This is a genomic window from Pseudomonas sp. NPDC087639 (genome assembly GCF_044743385.1).
Classification (GTDB): Bacteria; Pseudomonadota; Gammaproteobacteria; order Pseudomonadales; family Pseudomonadaceae; genus Aquipseudomonas.
This window is the reverse complement of the sequence record NZ_JBIUWI010000087.1, coordinates 1-2,740: the sequence shown is the minus strand read 5'-3', so window position 1 is coordinate 2,740 and position 2,740 is coordinate 1. Positions and strand designations below refer to the sequence as shown.

Annotated in this window: 3 protein-coding genes; 2 read left to right on the top strand and 1 reads right to left on the bottom strand. The window is 56.8% G+C overall.

What is annotated here, in order from left to right:
* A partial coding sequence (locus tag ACIOVB_RS24750; RefSeq protein WP_401271959.1) for an AMP-binding protein occupies positions 1-1,085 on the bottom strand: 1,085 nt, incomplete at its 3' end.
* A gap of 417 nt (positions 1,086-1,502) precedes the next feature.
* Here ACIOVB_RS24750 and ACIOVB_RS24745 point away from each other — a divergent pair.
* Together ACIOVB_RS24745 and ACIOVB_RS24740 are read left to right on the top strand one after the other, a co-directional pair.
* Entirely contained in the window at positions 1,503-1,763 is a 261-nt protein-coding gene (locus tag ACIOVB_RS24745) for a DUF2790 domain-containing protein (protein WP_401271958.1), read from the top strand.
* A 553-nt stretch (positions 1,764-2,316) separates the two neighbouring features.
* The coding region (locus ACIOVB_RS24740) for a ribonucleotide-diphosphate reductase subunit beta (protein WP_401271957.1) at positions 2,317-2,740 on the top strand (424 nt) is incomplete at its 3' end.

The window sequence follows — 2,740 nt, the reverse complement described above, 5'->3', positions numbered from 1 at the left end:
CGGATCGCGGTCGGCGCGGTGTAGAGGATGTTGACCTTGTGCTTGTCGACGATTTTCGCCACCCGGGTGATGTCCGGATAGTTCGGCACGCCTTCGAACAGCAGCGTGGTCGCGCCATTGGCCAGCGGGCCATAGACGATGTAACTGTGGCCGGTGACCCAGCCGACGTCGGCGGTGCACCAGTAGACTTCGCCCGGGCGGTAATCGAAAACGCGCTCGTGAGTCATCGCCGCATACAGCAGATACCCGCCGGTGGTGTGCTGCACACCCTTCGGCTTGCCGGTCGAGCCGGAGGTATAAAGGATGAACAGCGCTTCTTCAGCGCCCATCTCTTTCGGCGCGCACACGGTGCCCGCCACTTTCATCAGGTCTTCGTACCAGATGTCGCGATGCTGGTTCCACTTGATGTCGCCACCGGTGCGCTGGCACACAATGACTTTCTGGATGCTGCTGGTTTCCGGGTTGGTCAGCGCGTCGTCGACGTTAGCCTTGAGCGGAATCTTCTTGCCGGCACGAATGCCTTCGTCAGCGGTAATCACCACTTTCGATTTGCAGTCGATGATGCGACCGGCCAGGGCTTCCGGCGAGAAACCACCGAACACCACAGAGTGAATCGCGCCGATCCGGGTGCAGGCCAGCATGGCGACCACGGCTTCGGGGATCATTGGCATATAGATAGTCACCACGTCACCGCGGTGTACGTCCTGACCACGCAGGGCGTTGGCGAGTTTGCACACTTGTTCGTGCAGTTCGCGGTAGGTGATGTTGCGGCTCTCGGCAGGATCGTCACCTTCCCAGATGATCGCGACTTGATCGCCGCGCTCGGCCAGATGACGGTCGAGGCAGTTGTAGGAAACGTTCAAGGTGCCGTCGGCGAACCACTTGATGTCGACATGGTGATCGTCGAAAGAAGTCTGCTTCACCGTGGTGAAAGGCTTGATCCAGTCAAGACGCTTGGCTTGCTCGCGCCAGAAGCCGTCAGGGTTGACGACCGACTGCTGGTACATGGCTTTGTAGGTCGCCTCATCAGTCAGCGTATTAGCCAGAACCTCGGGACGAACGGGATACAGAGAAGCCGCACTCATCTTTCCTACCTCGGTGTAATAGTTGTTTTTGTATGACCCCGTTGTAGCCGGAGCGGCCCCATAGAACCATTCGACGATGGTAGTAACAAGCCCCTACAAGTCGTGGCGTTACCGGACCAAAACCCTCAACCCCACGCCCCACGGCCCTTGTAGGAGCTGCCGAAGGCTGCGATCTTTTGATCTTCCGGCGATTGTTACCAAATCTGCCAAAGGTGTTTATCAAAACCCGCTCTGTTTACCCCCACCCCACCTCCCTAAAATTCACCTCGCCGACAAGGCAAAGCGATTAACAACGTTACAGCCCCCACGAAGGCCGTTAATCCCGCTCTCCAAGTAATGAAACAAAGCACTGAAGTTACACACGCAACCCCAAAAAGGTTGCGTGACCCCACTCGACCTCAAAAAGGTACATTTGAAATGAAAGCTTTATTGGTTCTGGCCCTCAGCAGTCTGTGCGCAACCGCCATGGCAAACGAGGGCCCGACTGATGTCGCACAGCAACAACCGGCTATTGAGGAGTACACCTACTCCACCCACCTGGACATCGCCAACGTTGTTTCCATGAGCGAAGTGCCAAACGTCTGCGAAGTGGTTCCGATGAAAATGGAATACGACGACTCCACAGGCCAGCGCCACATCCTGCGTTACAGCGTCATGGGCAACGGTTGCACCAATTGATGAGTTCAGACTGCACCGAATTGGATCTCTCAGCGCATCAATGAGGGTCGATTCCAGCCCGACTTCGGTCGGGCTCAGTTGTGTCTGGAGCCGTCAAAAATGCTTGCAAAACACTAGATGTAGTGAAAAACGCGATTTTTTGTTTATTTTTTGAGCAAATCCACAAATACGAAATTTCTTCGAAAAAAAATCTTTCCCCGGCAAAGCCCTGTAAACCAACGCTCTCACTGAAAAACCACCCTCCCCGACCGCTCCATGCGCGGATTCGCCTCAGCACGGCCCGTTTTTTTTCCCTATAATGCCGCCCTAATCGGGACAGCAATATTCCCTTACAGGGATGAACAGCCAATCTGAAGCCCCGCAGCAGCGTTCAACGCGAGCTGCGCCCGTCAGAGGCTCTCGGAACCCCGTACAAAATTCTGTTTTATTGCCTGCCTTAGCTGCTGCAAAAAACGATTCCTTAAGATCCAACGCGGTCTGTACGACCGTGTGAAAAACCAACCAATCAGGTTTCACACGGGGCGACAGGCCCTCACGCAGGAGACGACACGTCATGCTGAGCTGGGACGAATTCGACAAAGAAGACAGTGAAGTAGCAGCAGTGAAAGGCGCCAACGCCGGCCACGCTACTGAAGCCAACATGGACCGCCTCGACAACGCTGGCGGCGCCGCAGCGCTGGAAGCCCGCGCCGTCACCGCCGCTGACTCGGCCGCCGTGGCCCGCGCCAAGGCTGCACTGAACTCCCTCGACGTCGCCGAAGGCCTCGCCGAACTCGAAGGCGCCTCCGCCCGTGTCGCCGTTGACGAAAAGCGCATGATCAACTGCCGCGCCGACCTCAACCAACTCGTGCCATTCAAGTACGACTGGGCCTGGCAGAAGTACCTGGACGGTTGCGCAAACCACTGGATGCCGCAAGAAGTCAACATGACCGCCGACATCGCCCACTGGAAAGACCCGGAAGGCCTGACCGACGACG

What these genes read in the sequence shown, in the direction of transcription:
- ACIOVB_RS24745 (WP_401271958.1), top strand. Translation starts at nt 1,503, where the DNA reads ATGAAAGCTTTATTGGTTCTGGCCCTCAGCAGTCTGTGCGCAACCGCC.